Source organism: Streptomyces sp. SYP-A7185 (assembly GCF_046103685.1).
Classification (GTDB): Bacteria; Actinomycetota; Actinomycetes; order Streptomycetales; family Streptomycetaceae; genus Streptomyces.
In genome coordinates this window covers 272,731-290,460 of record NZ_CP122310.1, presented here as the reverse complement: position 1 = coordinate 290,460, position 17,730 = coordinate 272,731, and the positions used below count along the sequence as shown (strand labels likewise).

Below are 17,730 nucleotides of genomic sequence, written 5' to 3'. Positions count from 1 at the left end.
AGCCCGGTCCTCACCATTGCAGCGCCGGGCGGCCCAGGTCGTCGAGAACGTGCTCGGCGCCCTCGGCGACCGCGTCCAGCACCACCTCCGTCGTGCCGCCGCCGATGCCGAAGAGCGCGGCCTGCGCCCGGAGCTCTTGCATGCCGCCGTCGGCGAAACCGGCCGCCCCCCACAGGTGGGCACACTCGCCGAGGACGTACGGGACGGTGGTACCGGCGGCCGCCTTCAACGCCGCGGCGGTCTGGAGGTCGTAGTTTCCGGCGATCGCGGAGGCCGCTTGTGCGGTCAGTGCGTTGAGTTCCTGGACGCGCACGAGGGCGGCGGCGAAGCGCTGGCGGACGTGGCCGCGATTCCACAGTGTGCCGTCCTGGTGCGCGCGCTCGGTCAGCCGCAGTCGCGTGGCGATCAGCGCACGGCGGCACAGTGCCACGCCCCACAGCGCACCGGCCAGGCGCTCGACGGCGATGTGCCGGGCGAAGACCGGAAGTCCGAACCCGACCCGGCCCACCACGTGGTCGCGGCCCAGGCGCACCGCGTCGAAGGACACATGGCCGGCGCCGGAACCTTCATAGAGGGTCGAGCCCGCCGAACGGACCCGCACGCCGGGTGCGTCGGCCGGGACCAGGACCCAGGTGAAGTTCGCGAAGTGCCGGCCCGGCCGGTGCCGGGCCAGGACGAGGAAGGCCTCGGCCGTGGTGGCATTGGTGATCCACTCCTTGCTGCCGCTCACGGTGACGCCGGTGGGGTCGATGGCCGCCTCGGTGCGCAGCGCGGTCAGGTCGGTGCCCGCGGTGGTGTCGGTGGCGGCCAGGGCCAGGGTGGCCGCGCCGCTGAGGGTGCGGGTCAGTACGGGCTCGATCGGGGAGCCGGTTGCGGTGGCCAGGATCGGCAGGGCCGTGGCGAGCTGCACGCTCGCGGACAAGGTGGCGGGGATGGAACAGCGGGCGTCGGCGGCCGCCAGGACGTCGGCGAGCCCGTCGACGTCGATGCCCTTGCGGACGTCGCCGTCGCGGTAGGCGCGGGCGAGGTGGCCGGCCGCGCCGAGGGCTGCCCATAGGGACGACCCGTCGAGGGCGGGGCCGGGGTGCGGGGGGCCGCCGGCTGCCGGTGCCGGGGGCGGAAGGAGGGCGGGCAGGTCAGGCAAAGGTGACTCCCTGGTCGCGCAGGGCCAGGCGGCCGTCCGCCAGGTGCAGGCGGTCGTTGTGGTAGTTGAGCGCGGCCGAGCGCAGGTCGCGTACCGCCAGTTCGAGCCGGGTGGGCGAATTCTTGAGGTAGCCGTCGCGCAGCCCGACCGCCTCGACCAGCTCGTCGACGGCGGCGAGACACTGCTCGGAGGCGGTGATCTTGAGGGAGTTGAGCAGGAGCTGCTGCGGCGGACGGGACAGGTCCGCGCCGGATGCGACCACGCTCACCGACCGGTGGAGCAGCGCGTGGACCATGTCCAGTCGCTGCCGGGCGCGGGAGAGCCGGGTGAGCAGCAGCTCGGAGGTGGTGTCGAAGCGGGCGCGGCCGCCCGGTCCGCGCACCAGCCGCAGCACCCGGCCCAGCGCGCCCGCCGCGGTACCGAGCCAGGCGGCCGACCAGCCCAGGTGGGCCAGCGGGCCGAAGACGTGCGCGGCGATCTCGTGGAAGTGCCCCGGCTCGCCGACCAGTTGGTGGGCCGGTACACGGCCGGTCAGCCGCAGGGGCGCGCTGTGGCTGGCCCGCATGCCCATCGGCTGCCAGTCGCCGGTGCCCTCGACGGTCAGTTGCTCCCGGTCGGCGTAGACCAGCGACACCTCGTGCGCCGTGGCGTCGCCCGCCGCACGCATGGTGATCAAGAAGCCGTCCGCGTGCGCCCCGCCGGTGACGACCGGCGCGAACCGGTCGATCTCCAGCAGGCCGTCGGCGTCGGTCAACTGCGCCTGGGCCGTGGTGAGATGTCCGCCCTTGCCGGCTTCCGTGGTGACGGAGGCGAGGTAGACCTCGCCCGCCGCGACGCGGGGCAGGAGCGCCTTGGCCAGCCGCTCGTCGGCGTGCCGGACCAGGGCGGCGGACTGCTGGCAGTGCATGGCGAAGATCATGGCCACGGACATGTCGGCGCGCCCCAGCGTCTCGGCAGCCTGCACCAGGTCGCGCACGGACCCGCCCAGGCCTCCGTGCGTGACGGGCACCAGCAGCCCCAGCAGACCCGAACGGCGCAGCGCGTCCAGTGCCTGAACGGGGAAGGCGGCGTCGCGGTCGGCGTCGGCCAGGTGCGCCTCGGTCACCTCGACGACCTCGGCGAGTCGATCGGCCAAAGAGGGCCTGGCGTCGGCGCTCACGCACTCACCTGACCGGATTCCTCGTCGGCGAGCTGGGCGGCGACGGCCTGCCACAGACTGCCCGCCGTCGCGAACGTGGCGTCGTTCATGTCCTCGTCGGGCAGTTGGATGCCAAAGCCGTCCTCCAGCTGGAAGAGGAGTTCGATGGCCTGCATGGAGTCGACGCCCAGCCGCCGGAGATCGGTCTCGGGGGTGATGGCGATGTCGCCGGAGCCGGCGTGCTTGAGGAAGGGCCGGAGCAAGTCGGTGAAGCGGGGATCCACGGGGGCGGGTCCTTTCGGTACGGGGTGAAGCTGCGCGGAGGCAGCCGTCAGCGGCGGGCGATGCGGCAGAAGTCGTCGACGCGGCGCAGCTTTTCGGGGATGAGCTCGTCGGCGTCCAGTTCCAGGCCGAGGTCGCTCTCGATGCGGTCGATGATCTCGACCAGCCGGAAGGAGCTGAAGGAGGGGAAGGAGTCCAGCGCGGCGCCGTCCAGGAGGTCGGCCTGCGCCACGCCAAGGACGTCGGCGGCCATGGCGGCGATGGCACGGCGTAGCGCGTCGTCGGCGTCCGTGGCCACGGTCGTGGCCGGGTCGGCGGTGAACACGGTGCGGTCGGCGGCGAGCAGTGCGGCCAGCCGGTCGGTGGTGCCGGTGGGTTCGGCTCGTCCGCGGGCGACGCGGCGCTGGGCGAGGTAGACCTGCTCGACCAGCTTGTCCCAGGCCGTGAGGTGGGCGCGCTCGGCCTCGGTCGGTTCGCTGCGCCCGGCGCGCTGTGCGCGGTAGGCGGCGTGCAGCTTGCGGGCGCGGGTGAGCAGCCACGTCTCCGCCGAGAGCTGTTCGAGAGCGCGGAGCCGATCGGGCCACGTCGCGTAGGCGTGCACATAGGGCTCGGGGTCGATGTCGGCCACGCTGGGCTGCACCGGCTGGGGTGGGGCCGGGAGGAAGGTGAGGACCTGCGCCGGGCCGATGCCGGACAACGCCGCCTCGCCCAGGACGTGTTCCCCCGGAAGCGCCGCACCCCAGCGGGTCTCGATGCGGTAGGCGTCGGTGACGTGCCATCCCACGGGACCGGCGGTGAGCAGGAAACTGTGGTCCATGTGCGCGGTGCCGTGGTAGGGCAGCCACGGCAGGTGGTAGCTGTCGGCGACGACGTAGTGCACCTCGGGATGGCGGGCCGTTTCGGCCAGCAGCTCGGCGGCGGTCAGGCGGCGCCTGGCGGCCGTGCGCAGCCCCGCCAGGGGCGCGTCGGTCAGCAGACGCGCCTCGAGGGTGGGGTCCGCCGTGGGCAGGCCGTCGGGCAGTGCGCGCAGGGGCAGATCCAGGTGTGCGCCCAGGTTCAGGTGGGTGCCGGGGCCGTGGAAGTGGTCCGCGAGTACGGCCAGGTTCACCTGGATGCAGTCGAGCAGGTCGCTGCGCACGCCCTCCAGGGGCAGGGGGGCCGGGGCGCTCACGGGCAGGGGGATGGGCATGAAACGGTGTCCTCCATCGCTGGGAGAGGTACGCGGGTCAGATCCAGGGCGGCAGGACCGGCAGGCCGTCGGGCGTGTCGGCGAGGCCGCCGCGGCCGCTCAGCCAGGCCAGCAGCTCGGCCCGCGCAGCGCTGACCACGGGCCCGCCGCCGTTGAACCGGGCCAGCTCCACGCCCTCGGCGTCGCGCAGGGTGAAGGCGGGCACCTGCTTGGCCTCGGCGTAGTACCCCACGACGTCGTCCAGCACGATGTCGCGTGCCGTGGGCGGTATGCCGGACACCTCGTGGCCGATGTCCAGGTCCACCAGATGCAGGGTCAGTTCGCGCAGCCGGATGACGAGGATGCGGCGGGGGGTGCAGCTCTCGCCGGTGAACGGCACGATCGTGGCGTCCCACGCGGGCCCGGGCAGGGTCTCGACCGCGTGCTGCCAGCTCTGTGCGCTCTCGCGCAGCCGTGCCACGAGGTCCGTGGCGGGCAGCAGCGCCCCGGCCTCGATCTCGCTGTCCCGGGCGGCGCGGTCGGCGTACTGATCGGTCCTGACGCCGGTGCGCGCCCAGGTCAGCAGGCGTTCCAGGGCCGGGGCCTGGGCGGCGAGGTGGCTCAGGACGTGGGCGCGGGTCCAGCCCGGCAGCCGTGACGGGGCGGCGATGTCTTGATCGCTCAGGGTGGTGGCGGCAGTGAGGAGCCGCTCGGTGGCACGCTGGAGTTCACCGAAGACGGCGGGGCCGGGATCGATCTCCTTCATCGGGATCCTTTCGGCACAGGGGGCTTGGTCATCGCGCCGCCTCCAAGGCGTGGGGCAGGGGTACGGAGCGGCCCGTCAGCTTCGCGAACGCGTCGGCGATGCGTGCGAGTTGGTCCGCGATGTGTGGCAGCCGCACCGGGTCGTCGGCGGCCAGGGCTTCGGCCTGCTGGTGTTCGTCCCCGTAGAGCAGGCTGGTGGCCGCCTTGAAGCGCAGCGCGTCCGGCGCGTCGCCCAGCAGGTGCCCGGCGAGGACGACGACGCCGGATTCGTCCAGGAGCCGCCGGGCCAGCGAGGCCGAGTCCGTGACGCCCTGCGCGGCCAACTCGGCGCGCAGCGGGCCGAAGTCGGGGTAGACGTAGAACGCGCCGGTGGGGGGCCTGCACAGGGCTCCTGCGTCGAGCGCGATCTGGTGCACCGCGCGGGCCACGGCCCCGTGCAGGCGGGCGGCCTCCCGCAATCTGCGTACGACTTCCGGGGGTTCGGAGAAGGCGTAGGCGGCGACGTGCTGCATGGGGCCCGCGAGGGCGGACCACAGCTCGCTGGCGGCCGACACGACCCCTTGCGTCAGCTGCCGGCCGAGGTCGCCGGCGGGGAAGCGGGCGGCGCCGATGCGCCAGCCGCCCAGGCCCAGACTCTTCGACAGGCCGGTGGTGATGACCGTGCGCTCGGGCGCGACCTGTGCGGGGCTCAGGTACAGGCCCGAGGGGTCGTGCAGCACGTCGCGGTAGATCTCGTCGGAGATGACGACCAGGTCCTCGGTGCGCGCCAGCGCGCAGATCTCGCGTATGAGGTGAGCGGGGGCGAGCGTGCCGGTGGGGTTGTCCGGCAGGGTCAGGATCACCGAGGTCGGGTTGCGGCCCGCGGCGCGGGCCCGGGCGAGCGCGGCGCGCAGGGCCGCGGGCTCCGGAACGCCCCCGCACTGCGCGGGTACCGGGACCGCGATGGCCTGCTTGCCGGCGTACGCGATCTGGGGAGCGTAGGTGTTCCAGGCGGGGGCGGGGAGCAGGACGTCGCCGGGGAGGGCGAGCTGGAGGGCCATGAGCAGCGGTTTGCTGCCCGGCGCCAGCACGATCTGGTCGGGGTCGGTGGGCAGGCCGCGGCGCGCGAAGTAGCCGGCGACCGCCTGGCGCACGTCGGCGCGGCCCGCCACCGGCCCGTATGACGTCAGGCTTGCCCCGTCGGCCAGGGCCTGGGCCAGCCCGGGCAGCAGCGGCAAGCGGGCCTCGCCGAATGCCAGGTGCACCAGCGACTGCCCGGCGGCCCGGCGCTCGTGCACGAGTTGGTCCAGGGCCAGGTTGGGGGAGGGCGGGTGGTGCGGGAGGCCGGGCACGTGCGGGTTCCTTTCACGGGAGCGAGGGAGCGAGGGAGCGAGGGAGCAGGGGGAGGAAGGAGGGCGACAGACGTGGCAGCGGGCGGGATCACGCCGTCGCGTCGGGGGGCCGGGTCGCGCCGCGCAGCGCGGCCGCCAGGTCCGGCGGGCAGTCCGGTGCGAGCTCCAGGTCGTCGAGCCAGGCCGCGTCGGGGCAGTAATGGGCGCGGAAGGGCCGGCCGACCAGAGCGGGATCGCGGGCCTGGAGCATGCGCAGTTGGAAGTAGGAGCCCTCGGGCGTCGTCTGCACCCCGTCCACGACGACCTTGCCGGGCGTCGCGGACATGACCGGGCCGCGCACGGTGCGGGCCAGCCCCGGCAGCGTGCGGTAGGCGTCCTGGAAGATGGCCGACGCGCGCGCCAGCGGCACCTCGAAGTACGCGTGCGGGCCGGTGTCGCGCTCCACGAACAGGTAGTACGGGACGACCCCCGCGGCCAGTTCGGCCTTCCACAGCGCGCTCCAGGTCGCCGCGTCGTCGTTGACGCGGGCGATCAGCGGCGCTTGGCCGTACACGACGGCGCCGGTCGCGCGGATGCGGCGCAGCGCGTCCTGCGCGGGTGCGGTCTCCAGTTCGCGCGGATGGCTGAAGTGCGCCATCACGGCGAGCTGTTTGCCCGCCGCCACGACCTGTTCGAACAGGCGCAGCACGTCGTCGGCGTCGTGGTCGGTGGTGAAGCGGTAGGGCCAGTACGCCACCGATTTGGTGCCGATGCGCACGGTGTCGACCGAGTCGAGGGCCAGCAGCGGCTCCAGGTGGCGGCGCAGCCGCTCGGTGGTCATCACCATCGGGTCGCCGCCGGTGACCAAGACGTCGCTGACCTCGGGATGGGCCGTGAGGTAGGCGAGCAGCCCGGTGGGGTCCGGGGCGGCGAAGCGCAGGTCGGCGTCGCCGACGAACTGCGCCCAGCGGAAGCAGTAGGTGCAGTACGCGTGGCAGGTCTGCCCCTGGCCGGGGAAGTACAAGACGGTCTCGCGGTACTTGTGCTGCAGGCCCGGCACCGACTGTCCGTCCAGGTGCGGCACGTTGTACTGCTGCTGGCCCGAGGGGTGCGGGTTCAGGCGGGTGCGGATGTCGCCGATGAGTTCGCGCAGGAGCAACTTGTCCCCGGGATCCGCGGACAGCTTGGCGAGCTGGTCCTCGTCGGCGGCGGCGAGCATGCCGCGCTGGGGGAAGGTCAGCTGGAACATGGGGTCGTCCGGTACGCGGTGCCAGTCGATCAGCTGGCTCAGGACGTACTCGTTGACCCGGAACGGCAACACCAGCGACACCCGGCGCACCGTCTCGCGCACCTTTTCGTGCAGGCCGTAGCGTGCCGCGATCTCGTCGAGGTGTTTGGGCCCTTGTGCGCGAAAGCGCCCCGGCGGCGCCAGGTCGCCCGCCATCACGCGCCACCTCCCGGCGCGCTCTTCTTGCGGTAGAGGCAGTCGCCGAGCACGAGGAAGTCCAGCTCCATGGAGCGGAACGCGGCCAGCGCGTCCTGCGCGGTGTCGACGACGGGTTCGCCCCGGTCGTTGAAGGAGGTGTTGAGCAACACCGGCGGCGCCCCCTGGGCCTCCAAAGCGTCCAGGGCCGCGCCGACGGCCGGTGCCTCGTCCCCGGTGAGGGTCTGGGGCCGGGTGGTGCCGTCCACGTGCACGACACCGGGCGCGACCTGCCGGCCCAGGTCGGTGGCGCGGGCGGCGCCGAGCATGTAGCGGCTGAGGTGTTCTTGCTGCTCCCACAGCCGGGCGCCGTAGCCGGGCCGGGTGACACCGGCGAACGGACGCCATTGCTCGCGGTTCTTCACCAGGTTCACGCGCGTGGTGACGTCCGCGGTGTCCGGTACGGCGATGATCGAGCGGTGGCACAGGGCGCGCGGTCCCACTTCGGCGCGCCCCTGGGCGACCGCGCCGACGCGCCCGTCCAGCAACAGCGCCGTCAACGCGTCGATGTCCAGCGGGGTGCGCAGCAGGTCCTCGGTGTCCGCTGCCGTGACCGCCCCGGCTGCGATGTCGCTGCCGAGGTAGGGGGAGAGCGGGGCCGTGCGCACGCGGGGCGGGCGGACCGTCCAGGCGGCGCCGAGGGCCACTCCCGCGTCGTGGGGGACCGGCGGCACGTACAAGGGGCCGGGCAGGGTGCCGTTGGTGGAGCAGTTCAGGGCGACGCCGCCGCTCATGCACAGCTCCTCGACGCCGGCCGTCTTGCGGGTCAGCGAGGCGAGGTGGGTGACGGTCTCCTCCACGATGCGCTGAGCGGTGTAGGCGACCAGGACGGCGGCGGGGTCCTCGGCGAGCCGGTCCTCCGCGGCGCGCGGCCCCTCGGCGCCCGCGATCCGGGTGTAGCGCTCTCGCCACCGGGCGACCGTGTGCTCGTACTGCTCCTTGATGTCTTCGGCGGTGGCCCGCCCCGCGCGTTCGGCCAGTGGCTCGACGGCGAGGGAGAAGTCGTCGCCGGCGAGGTCGACCAGGCTCTCGGTGACCATGCCCTGGGCGCGGCCATAGGCGGCCAAGCCCATCGTCTTGCCCGCGTTGAGGAAGGAGAAGCCCAGCCAGGTGGAGGCCGCGTCGTAGGCGTAGCCCAGGGAGGCGGTGCGCTGCCAGGAGCGGTCCAGGCGCGGCGCGCGGCCCTCCTCGTAGGTCCAGATGCTGGAGGACTCGTTCTCGCCGTGTCCGTCGACCACCAAGACGCCCGCCTTGCGAAACGGCGAGGCGTAGAAGGAGGAGGCCGCGTGTGCCTGGTGGTGGCCCACGCGCACCACCTGCGGCAGGCGCTCGCCGAAGTCGAGGCCGACCGCGTAGGAGAGGAATGCGGCGTCGTCGGCGAAGCGGCCGGGGTAGAGCTGCTCGTCGTCCCAGCCCAGCGCCACGACGTCGATGTCGGCGGCGCTGATGCCGGCCTGTTCCAGACAGAGCCGGGCGGCGCCGGTGGGCTTGCGGTACAGGGAGTGGCGGCGCCGGTTGAGGCGTTCTTCTTCGGAGAAGGCGACGATCCGGCCGTCGCCGTCGATCAGACAGGCGGCGGTGTCGTGCCAGCCGGCCGGCGGTGCGTTGACGCCCAGGATCCACATGATCGGAGAGCTCCTTGTCTTTCGCGGGAGGGTGCGGGGTTCAGGGGTGCAGCGGCGCGAGGCGGTGGCGCACGGCCCGCTCGGCGGCGTCCAGGGCCGTGCCGCACTCCTCGGGCGTGTCGCCCGTGGCGATCAGCGCGGCGAGCCGGGGCACGATGCCGTGCGGGGGAAGGCGCAGCGTCGTGCCGGGGGGTGCGAGGGCGATGGCGTGGGTGATGCCGGGCACGGCCGCGGCGGCGGAGACCTCGAGTTCGCTGACGACGCCGTCGTGCGCGGGATAGACGAAGCGGACCTCGGCGCAGCGCTCTTGGCGCGGTGACACGTCGGGGGTGCGGCCCAGAGCGAGGTCCGCGGCGGCCGCCACCTGGTCGACGCCGGTGGCCAGGTGGCCCAGCAGGGGGATGAAATCGCCGCCGAGGCGTCCGTTGACCTCGACCACGCGCGGGCCCGAGGGGGTCAGGCGCAGCTCGCTGTGGGTGATGCCGGTGCGCAGGTTCAGTGCGGCGTGCGCGGCCTTGACCACGAACTCCACGTCGTAGGCCCAGGGTTCCTCCCGCCAGGGGGCCACCAGGTGCCCGACCTCCTCGAAGTGCGGGCTGAAGCCGAGGCGTTTGCGGGCGACGTTGAGGAGATGGACGCGATCGCCCTCGACCGCGCAGTCCACGCTGATCTCGGGCCCGGTCAGGTATTCCTCCACGATGGCCCCCGCCAGCCGGTCGATCCCGGGGAAGGCGGAGGTGGTCGCCCGGTCGAAGGCGCGGCCGGCTTCGTCGGGCGTGCGCGCGAGGGTGACCCCGATGGAGCCGGCCAGGCCGCGGGGCTTGACCACGACGGGCAGGCCGAGGTCCCCGGCGGCCGTGATCGCTTCCTGCCGGTCGTGTACGTGGCGGAAGCGCGCGGAGGGCGTTCCGGCCGCCTCGAGGATCTGCCGGGTGGTGAGCTTGTCGCGGCAGCCACGCACGGCGCTCGGCCCCAGGTGGGGCAGGTTGAGTCGGCGGGCGACCTCCGCGGTGGTGGCGAGCAGTGTTTCGTCCCAGGTCAGGACCGCGCCTGGACCGTTGGTGGTGGCGAGCAGGTCGGCGACGGCCGCGGTGACGGCGTCCGCGTCGGAGGTGTCGGCGGCCCGGAAGCGATCGCCGATGTGCGGGCGCTGCCACTGCGGCGGTGCGGGCTGTACGAGCGCGGTCTCCACGCGCCCGGCCAGGGCGGCGAGCGCGTAGGCGCGGTAGGGCGGGTTGCCGCAGCCCACCAGGACAAGGCGGGCGGGCGCTTGCGTGTCGAGGGGGGTGCACTCCAGGGCCGTCTCGCGGGCCGTGCGCAGCAGATCCTCTTCCACCTGCGCGCTGCTGCGGCCCGCGAAGCGGAAGCGTGCGCCGGCGTGCTCGTAGCCGCCCCCGGTCATGAGCTGTCCGTGGTGCGGGAGGCTGCGCGCGTATGCCGGGCCGTGGGCGGGCTGGGTCACGGTCCGTACCCGGCACGGTGTGGGTGCCGATGGCGGTACCAGCAGCCAGCCGCCGATCCGGCCGCCGGCGCCCGGGGCGGCCGGTGTCGGGTCGGGGGTGCCGGTCTGGTGGGCGAAGGCGGCGGCCATGAGGTCGACGCCGTGCACCTCGCGCCAGATGAAGGGGACTTCGGCGCCGCCGGGCCGCGCTCCGAGTTCGAGCACGGTCAGGTCCCCGCTCGCGCTCTCGAACAGCTCCAGGTGGAAGACGGAGGGCCGGCCCAGCAGCGCTCGCGCGGCCCGGGCCGAAAGGGCGCCGATGCGATCGAGCGCGGTGGCGTCGTCGATCTCCACGGAGCCGAGCACCTCACCGGCGGTGAATTCCAGGCAGGTGCTCACATAGCGAGAGGCCCGCCAAAAGCCCAGGTCGTGGCCGTCGAAGACGCCGTCGACATGCAGGATCCGATCCGGCACCCACGGCTGGACGATCATCTCGGTGTCGGCGGGGAAGGTGTACGCGGCCAGGGCTTGCGGGTCGTCGAGGCGGGTGACGTGGGCGCTGGCGGTGCCGCGGCGCGGTTTGACCAGCAGGGGCCAGCCGTGCTCGGCGGCGAAGCGGGCCACGGCGGCGTGGTCGGGTGCGGCGGCGGTGGCCGGTGCCGGGACCGCGTGCGCCGCCAGACGGCGGGCCATCAGCAACTTGTCGCGCACCGGCTGCAGTTCCTCGGCGCCGGGGCCCGGCAGGGACAGCTCGTCGCGCAGGACCGAGGCCAGGTCGAGGTCGGTCTCCTGTAGTGCGGCGATGCGGGTGGGCGGCCCGCACCGCTCGGTCAGCCGGTCCACGGCCTCGCGCACGGCCTTGGCGTTCTCGGTGCTGTCCACCAGTTCCACGCCGGCCGCGGCGTCCAGCGGCAGGTGGGTCAGGGCCCGTTCGGTGGTGATGTAGCTGACCTGGTGGGTGCTGTGGTCGAGGTAGCGGGCGTAGTGGGCGTACCGGTCGCTCCAGCGGTGCAGGACGATGACGTGGCCGGGGGCGTCGGTGCCCGAAGGGGTCTGGTCGAGGGGGAGGGCGGGGTCGGGCACGGGGCCTCCAAGGGCGCGGGGACGTCGGGGCGGGGGCCGGCGGGTCAGGCGGCGGCGAGCAGCGTGTCGTGCAGTTCCCAGAGCAGGGAGGCGCACGGGGCCTGTCCGGTGTCCCGCGCGGTCAGCCGGATGGTCAGCACGTGCCCGTCCTCGTGGGAGCGGGCGTAGCAGCGCGGCCCGATGGTGGTGAACGGCGCCTCGAAGGTCACGGCCGACTCGACGGGCGCGGCCTGGCACACCGCGGTCCCGGGCGGCAGGGCCACATGGTTGAAGGCGCAGGCCGGCTCGGGGGCTTGTGGCATGCGGGCGCGCAGGGCCGCGACCACCGTCACGTCGTGCACGCCGTGGCGTACGGCGCGCAGGCTGCTCCAGTGCACGGCACGGGCGAGCGGGGTGAGGTCCGCGTCCGCTGCCTCGACGAGGACGGGCACCCACTCGTTCATCGAGGTGACGAGGTCCTTCCAGGGTGCCGAGAACCGGTTGGCGCTCATCAACTGCACGAGCAGCGCGTCGCTGTGACACCGGCGGGCCACGGCACGGACATACGCGGCCATGAGGGCGCTGGCGACGGAGACCTCGGCCCGTTCGGCCAGCGCCCGGGCCCCGGCGAGCGCGGCCGTCGAACGGAGCGTGCCCTGCACGACCTGGCCGGGCACGTCGCCGGTCGTGGGCAGGCGGGCGGCCGGGGCCCGGCTGAGCACGCCGCGCCAGTGCTCCAACGCCGCGTCTTGGCGCCGCAGTCCGTGGGGCGCGTACTGGGCGGCGGCCAGGTCGGCGGGGCCCGGTGCCGTTCCTTGGAGGCTGCCGGGTGCGGCGAGTTCGCGCAGGAGGTCGCGGCGCAGCACTTCTTGAGCCCAGGCGTCGGCCAGGATGTGGTGCTTGACGAAGACGAGCCGGTCCGGCGCAGGCTGCCCCGTGGGGGTGGGTCCGCCTTGCACCAGCCGGGCCCGCCAGCCGTCTTGCCGGCCCAGGTCGAAGGGTTCCGCGGCCAGCCGCAGGGCGAGCTCCTCCGCCTTTTCGTCCCCGGCCGCGTCGGTGGCGAGGGTGACGGACGGCGCTGCGGCCGGGACCCACTGGCGCGGCGCGTCGGGGTTGCTCACGTCATACCGGGTGCGCAGGGAGGGATGCCGGGCGGCGAGCGCGGTGAGCGCGGCCCGCACGGCATCGGGGCCGACGCCGGACGGCAGGTCCCAGACGGCCGCGTTGTTGGGTTCGTGGCGGCGGTGCGGCGGCAGATCGCGGATGTCGTGCCACACCGAGAGCTGGCCCAGGGAAAGAGGTGCCGCCTCAGTCATCTGCAACGCCGTGAACCTCCGAATTCCATAATGCGGAAAGGGTATTCCGATGTGCGGCATAAGCTGCCACAGCTTGTTGAAATCTGTCCAGCGGTCATCGGGAGGGGTGGATTCCGCTTGGCGCGGGCTCCCCGGTCATCTCGCCGCCTGGCGGGGGGTGTTGGGCGAGGTGGGTGGTGCTTTCGCGGTCGGATGTGAGAGCGTGACGATCTCATTGGAAACTGAATTCCGGTATATGGAAAAGTGAATGGCGTTTGCGTGAACCCGACGCACTGGGCACGGCCCGCAGGCCGTCCGCGAGGGACGCGCACGCCATCCGCGACGGAAAGGACCTGCGCAGTGAGCCCACGGCCGGACGAGATCCCGGCGGCGACCGGTGAGTTCCTCCACGATTTCCTGCTCGACCCCGGCCGCCACGACCCGGCTCACCCGGCCGTCGTGGAACCCGCCGCCGGCGGTGCGGCCGTCGTCACCACCTACGCCGACCTGCGCTCCACCGTGGACGCCTTCGCCGCGACCCTGCGTGCGCAGGAACTGGAGCCCGGGTCGCGGGTGCTGCTCCAGGCGGAGGTGAGCGCCGCCTCGATCGCCGTACTGCTGGCCTGCTCCCGTGCCGGACTGACCTTCGTACCGGTGAGCCCGGAGACACCGCCGGACCGGCTGCGCACACTCATCGAGACGGCCCGCCCCGCCCTGCACGTACAGGCGGCGAGCGCCCCGCGCACGGATCTGCCCACGACGCTGGGCGCGGCACGCTTCGGCGACGGCGAACTGGTGGTGACACGCGCCCCCGAGCCGGCCGTTCGCCGTCGGCACGTGCCGTGTGTCGCCGACCCCGCGTACATCATTTTCACCTCCGGAACCACCGGCCGCCCCAAGGGCGTGGTCATGAGCCACCGGGCCGTGATCGCCTTCTACCGCGGCATGCTGGCCCAGCGCATCGCCGCCCCGGGTGACCGCATCGCGGCCACCTCCCCGCTGCACTTCGACTTCTCCCTGCTCAGCATCGGACTCGCCCTGGGCAGCGGCGCGGTCGTGGTCCCGGTCTCCCAGCGCGAGGTGCGCTGGCCCCGGCACTTCCTGCGCGTCCTGCGCGACACGCGGGCGACCCAGGTCAACGGCGTGCCGTCGATCTGGCGACAGGTCCTGCGCCACGAAGCGGACCGACTGTCCGCCCTCGACGACCTGCGCGGGGTGTTGTTCTGCGGCGAGGAGTTCCCCTTGCCGGAGCTGCGCCGCCTTCAGGAACTGCGCCCGGGCATGCGGATCGTCAACTGCTACGGGGCGACCGAGTCCATGGCGGCCACCTTCCAGGACGTGCCCGAGCCGATCCCGGCCGCCGTGCAGCGGCTGTCGATCGGCACCGCCCACCCGGGCGCCGAACTCCTGCTCCGCAACGACGACGGCATCGTCGACGGACCGGGCACCCTGGGGGAGATGCTGCTGCGCAGCCCGGCGCTGTTCTCCGGCTACTGGGACGACCCGGAAGCCACCCGGGCCGCCCTCGTCCCCGACCCCCTGTGCCCCGAATCGGGGCAAGTCGTCCTGCGGACGGGGGACGTGGCGGTGCGCGGAGAGAAGGGGGAGCTGTACTTCCTGGGACGCGCCGACTCCCAGGTGCAGATCAACGGCAACCGCGTGGAACTGGGCGAGGTGGAACGCCGCCTGACGAGCCACCCCGCGGTGACCGCCGCCGCGGCCCTGCACCTGCCCCTCCCGGACGGCGGCGGTTGCCTGGCCGCCTTCGTCGTCGCGAACGCCGAGGAGGCAACACCGGGCCAAGGCGCTCACTCGGGCGGCGGCGCTCCGGGGCAGCGCAAGAGCGGCGACGAAGACTCGGCCGGCTCCCGCCGTACGAGCGGCGCCGAGGTCGCGCCGCCCCAGGACGCCGAAGTTGCGCTGCACCAGGACGATGAGGTCGGGCTGCACCAAGGCGACGGGATCGCGCCGCACCAGGGCGACGGGATCGCGCTGCACCAGGGCGACGCGATCGCGCCGCACCAGGACATCGCCGTTGCCCTGCGGGAGTTCTGCGCGCGCACGTTGCCCTCGTACATGGTCCCCGCCGAACTGCAGGTCATCGACGTGCTGCCGGTCACCGGCAACGGCAAGGTCGACCGGAAGGCCCTGGCCGCGCGCGTCTTTGCACCACCCGCCCAGCCCGGTCCGACGCGCCCCGCCCAGCCGTAGCGGCACCCGACACCACCCGCTTGCGCCCCAACGGCGCTGGCCGCGCGCGGCTTTGTACCACCGGCCGGGCCCGGTCCGACGCGCCCCGCCCACCCGCACCGGCACCCGACACCACCCGCTTGCGCCCCACCCGAGCCGCGCGGCTCCCACGGAGGAACACGTTGCCCCTCACCCCGCCCGCCCTACCGCCCGCAGGCCGCCTGCGCGCCCTGGTCAAGGTCCGCGCCGGCGGTCTGCCCCGCGCGTTCTGGGTCCTGTGGTCCGGCACCCTGGTCAACCGCCTCGGCGCCATGGTCAATCCGTTCCTGAGCCTCTACCTCAGCCAGGTCCGTGACGTGCCGCTGGGCACCATCGGCGTCATCCTCGCGATCATCGGGGTCGGCTCGGTGATCTCCCAGCCGCTGGGCGGATTCCTCACCGACCGCTTCGGCCGTAGGATCGCCCTGACCGGCGGGATGCTCGCCAACGCCGCCTCCCTGCTGGCCCTGGGCCACGCCCAGTCCCTTGTCGCCCTCACGGCGGCCGGCTTTGCCCTGGGCGTCACCCTCGACCTCTTCAGGCCCGCCGCCCAAGCCCTGATCGCCGACACCGTCCCCGCCGCCGACCGCACCCGCGCCTTCGGCCTGCTGCTGTGGTCGGTCAACCTCGGCTTCTCCGCCGCCATGGTCCTGGGCGGTCACCTCGCCACCCGCGGCTTCTCCTTGCTGTTCTGGGTCGATGCCGCCGCCTGCGCGGTCTTCGGCCTGCTGGTGTGGTTCGCCGTCCCCGAGACCCGGCCGACACCCGCGCAACGCGGAACCAGCGGAAGTTACCGCGATGTCCTGGCAGACCGGGCGATGCTCGCCTTCGCCGGAGTCGTCGTCCTGTACGCCGTCGTCTTCCAGCAGGCCTTCGCCACGCTGCCCCTGGTCATGGCACGGCACGGACTGTCCGGTGACGTCTACGGCATGGTCATGGCCGTCAACGGCATCGTCCTCATCCTGGTCCAGCCCCTGATCGGGCACCGGCTCGGCGCGTTCGACAAGAGCCGTGTCCTGGCCACCGGATTCGTGCTCGCCGCCGGGGGCAACGCTCTGGTCGCCGCCGCGTCCGCGGGCCCCGCCTTCGCGCTCGCCGTCGCGGTGTGGAGCCTGGGGGAGGTCTTGGTCTTCGCCATCACCACCGCCATCGTCGCCGACCTGGCGCCGGCCACCTTGCGCGGACGCTACAACGGCCTGCTCGGCATGGCCTGGGGCACGGGCTTCCTCATCGCCCCGCTGGCCGGCACCCGCCTGCTGTCGGTCGGCCCCGCCGTCCTGTGGCTCTCCTGCGCCGCCTGCTGCCTGGCCGCGGCGCTGGCCCAACTCGCCCTGGCGCCCGCCATCAGGAGGCGAACCGCGCTCCTCGTACAGCAGGAATCCGCGGCGCCGACGGCCGTCGCCTGAACACCCCTGGACCGCCGCCCACCTTCCCAAGGACCCCCATGCCGAAGATCCTCTTCCTCGAAGCCGGCGTCTCCGCCGGCCAGGCCCTGCTGCGCGCCGCCCGTGATCTGGGAGCCGAGACGTGGGTGGCCACCCACGAACAGATGTACGCCCAGTACCCGCCCGCGACCAGAGCACTGGTGACCGGGACGGTGTGCCCCGACTTCACCGACCCCGACGCCACGCTGGCGGAACTGACCGACTTCTGCCACCGCACGGACATCGACGGCATCTTGGCCTGCTGGGAGTTCCTCACCCCCCTCGCCGCGCAGCTCGCCGACCACCTCGGCCTGCCCGGCCACGACGCCGCTGCCGCCCCGGCCAGCCGCAACAAGCGCCTGATGGCCGACGCGTTCACGGCCCACGGCGTACCGGCCCCGCGCACCGTCACCGCCCCGGACGCCGACACCCTCGCCGAGCGCGTCGCGGCGGCCGGGCTGTGCCATCCGCTGGTGGTCAAACCGGCCGAGAACGCGGCCTCCATCGGCGTACGCGTGGTCACCGAGCCCGGTGAGCTGGCGCAGGCCGTGGCCCTGGCCGGAGCCGAGACGGTCAAACTGCCGCACGGCATCGCCCTGGAGCCCACACTCCTTGCGCAGGAGTACGCGCACGGCGAGGAGTTCAGCGTCGAGACCGTCGTCGTCCGCGGCGAGATCCACCACCTTGCCGTCACCGAAAAGTTCACCACCGAAGGGGCGGCGCGCGCCGAGACCGGTCACACCGTCCCCGCGGACATCTCGCTTGAGGCGCGCACGAAGCTGCTGGACGCCGCCGGCCGCGCCGTGACCGCCCTGGGACTGCGCAACGGCCTGGCCCACACGGAGATCAAACTCGACGATCAGGGCCGGACGTCCGTCCTGGAGACCGGCGCCCGGCCGCCCGGCGACGGCATCATGGACCTCGTCGAAGGGGCCACCGGCGTCGACATGGCCCGGGCGGCCGTCCAGATCGCCCTCGGCCACGCCTCCGACCTCACCCCGACCCGCGCCGCGGCCGCCGGCATCCGCTTCCTGATCGCTCCGCACGCCGGCACGCTGCTGTCCGTGAACGGACTCCCGGGCGACGGACTCCCGGTCGGCGGACCGCCAGTCGAGGGGGTCCCTGGCGACGGCCCGGAGTCGGACATCATCCTCACCAAGGAGCCCGGGGACCACCTCGACGACCCCACCGACAACCTCCAGCGCGTGGGCCACATCGCCCTGCGGGGCGCCACACCGGCCGCGGTGAACGAGGCGGCACTCAAAGCGCTGGCAGGGATACGCATCACCGTCGCCCGGTGACCCAGGCGACGTTGTGCGAGGTGAGCCGCAGACGCGACGCACCGTGTGGCTGTGCGCGGCGGA

General features: G+C 73.5%; 13 protein-coding genes. 3 read left to right on the top strand and 10 right to left on the bottom strand.

Annotated features, from left to right (window positions below; all coding sequences use genetic code 11):
* Positions 1-10: 10 nt before the first annotated feature.
* The 10 genes from QBL25_RS01395 to QBL25_RS01350 form a co-directional block, all read right to left on the bottom strand.
* On the bottom strand, positions 11-1,144 hold the full coding sequence (locus tag QBL25_RS01395; protein WP_409055097.1) for an acyl-CoA dehydrogenase family protein: 1,134 nt from the start codon (positions 1,142-1,144) through the stop codon (positions 11-13).
* Complete coding sequence (locus QBL25_RS01390; RefSeq protein ID WP_409055096.1) at positions 1,137-2,303, bottom strand: acyl-CoA dehydrogenase family protein; 1,167 nt, start codon at positions 2,301-2,303, stop codon at positions 1,137-1,139. The genes QBL25_RS01395 and QBL25_RS01390 overlap by 8 nt, the downstream gene beginning before the upstream one ends.
* Positions 2,300-2,566, bottom strand: coding sequence for an acyl carrier protein (locus QBL25_RS01385; RefSeq protein ID WP_409055095.1), 267 nt, complete (start codon positions 2,564-2,566; stop codon positions 2,300-2,302). The genes QBL25_RS01390 and QBL25_RS01385 overlap by 4 nt, the downstream gene beginning before the upstream one ends.
* Positions 2,567-2,613: 47 nt before the next feature.
* A complete protein-coding gene (locus QBL25_RS01380; RefSeq protein WP_409055094.1) occupies positions 2,614-3,753 on the bottom strand; it encodes an acyl carrier protein in 1,140 nt (379 codons plus the stop codon).
* 37 nt (positions 3,754-3,790) lie between these two features.
* Complete coding sequence (locus QBL25_RS01375; RefSeq protein WP_409055093.1) at positions 3,791-4,498, bottom strand: maleylpyruvate isomerase N-terminal domain-containing protein; 708 nt, start codon at positions 4,496-4,498, stop codon at positions 3,791-3,793.
* A 28-nt stretch (positions 4,499-4,526) separates the two neighbouring features.
* Complete coding sequence (locus tag QBL25_RS01370) at positions 4,527-5,828, bottom strand: pyridoxal phosphate-dependent aminotransferase (protein ID WP_409055092.1); 1,302 nt, start codon at positions 5,826-5,828, stop codon at positions 4,527-4,529.
* Positions 5,829-5,916: 88 nt separating this feature from the next.
* Entirely contained in the window at positions 5,917-7,251 is a 1,335-nt protein-coding gene (locus QBL25_RS01365) for a KamA family radical SAM protein (RefSeq protein WP_409055091.1), read from the bottom strand.
* Positions 7,251-8,915 (bottom strand): carbamoyltransferase C-terminal domain-containing protein, encoded by a 1,665-nt coding sequence (locus QBL25_RS01360; protein WP_409055090.1) that lies wholly within the window; start codon positions 8,913-8,915, stop codon positions 7,251-7,253. The genes QBL25_RS01365 and QBL25_RS01360 overlap by 1 nt, the downstream gene beginning before the upstream one ends.
* Before the next feature lie 40 nt (positions 8,916-8,955).
* Positions 8,956-11,439: an ATP-grasp domain-containing protein gene (locus QBL25_RS01355; protein ID WP_409055089.1), complete on the bottom strand. Its 2,484-nt coding sequence runs from the start codon at positions 11,437-11,439 to the stop codon at positions 8,956-8,958.
* Between the two features lie 44 nt (positions 11,440-11,483).
* Entirely contained in the window at positions 11,484-12,734 is a 1,251-nt protein-coding gene (locus tag QBL25_RS01350) for a condensation domain-containing protein (RefSeq protein ID WP_409055088.1), read from the bottom strand.
* 339 nt (positions 12,735-13,073) lie between these two features.
* Here QBL25_RS01350 and QBL25_RS01345 point away from each other — a divergent pair, with 339 nt between their 5' ends.
* The 3 genes from QBL25_RS01345 (at position 13,074) to QBL25_RS01335 (ending at position 17,667) form a co-directional block, all read left to right on the top strand.
* A complete protein-coding gene (locus QBL25_RS01345) occupies positions 13,074-14,924 on the top strand; it encodes an AMP-binding protein (RefSeq protein ID WP_409055087.1) in 1,851 nt (616 codons plus the stop codon).
* A gap of 161 nt (positions 14,925-15,085) precedes the next feature.
* Positions 15,086-16,348: an MFS transporter gene (locus tag QBL25_RS01340; RefSeq protein ID WP_409055086.1), complete on the top strand. Its 1,263-nt coding sequence runs from the start codon at positions 15,086-15,088 to the stop codon at positions 16,346-16,348.
* 38 nt (positions 16,349-16,386) lie between these two features.
* Positions 16,387-17,667: an ATP-grasp domain-containing protein gene (locus QBL25_RS01335; RefSeq protein ID WP_409055085.1), complete on the top strand. Its 1,281-nt coding sequence runs from the start codon at positions 16,387-16,389 to the stop codon at positions 17,665-17,667.
* Positions 17,668-17,730 lie beyond the last annotated feature (63 nt).